The sequence below is a fragment of the Streptomyces huiliensis genome, assembly GCF_020037025.1.
Taxonomy (GTDB): Bacteria; Actinomycetota; Actinomycetes; order Streptomycetales; family Streptomycetaceae; genus Streptomyces; species Streptomyces huiliensis.
This window is the reverse complement of the sequence record NZ_JAIQLH010000148.1, coordinates 1-261: the sequence shown is the minus strand read 5'-3', so window position 1 is coordinate 261 and position 261 is coordinate 1. Positions and strand designations below refer to the sequence as shown.

The window sequence follows — 261 nt, the reverse complement described above, 5'->3', positions numbered from 1 at the left end:
CCGGGGGCGCGGGCGGCGCGGCGGGCGGCATCGGCGGCATCGCCGGGGCCTGCGGCGGCGTTGCTTGCGGGCTCACCTGCGAAGTCGCCTGCTGACTCGCCTGCGGGGTCGCCTGCGAGGCCCAGGGGGCCGGAGCGACCGCCTGGCCGTCGGCGGGCTCGGCCGGGCGGAAGTCCGGCGGCAGCGGCGGCAGGGACGCCTGCGGAACGGAGGGCGGGGTCCAGGACTCGGTCGACGTGCTCGGCGCGTCCGCCGCCTCCT

The 261-nt window shown here is 80.8% G+C and carries 1 pseudogene; it reads right to left on the bottom strand.

What is annotated here, in order from left to right:
* A pseudogene (locus JNW98_RS23245) lies at positions 1 to 261 on the bottom strand (hypothetical protein); the annotation flags it as partial.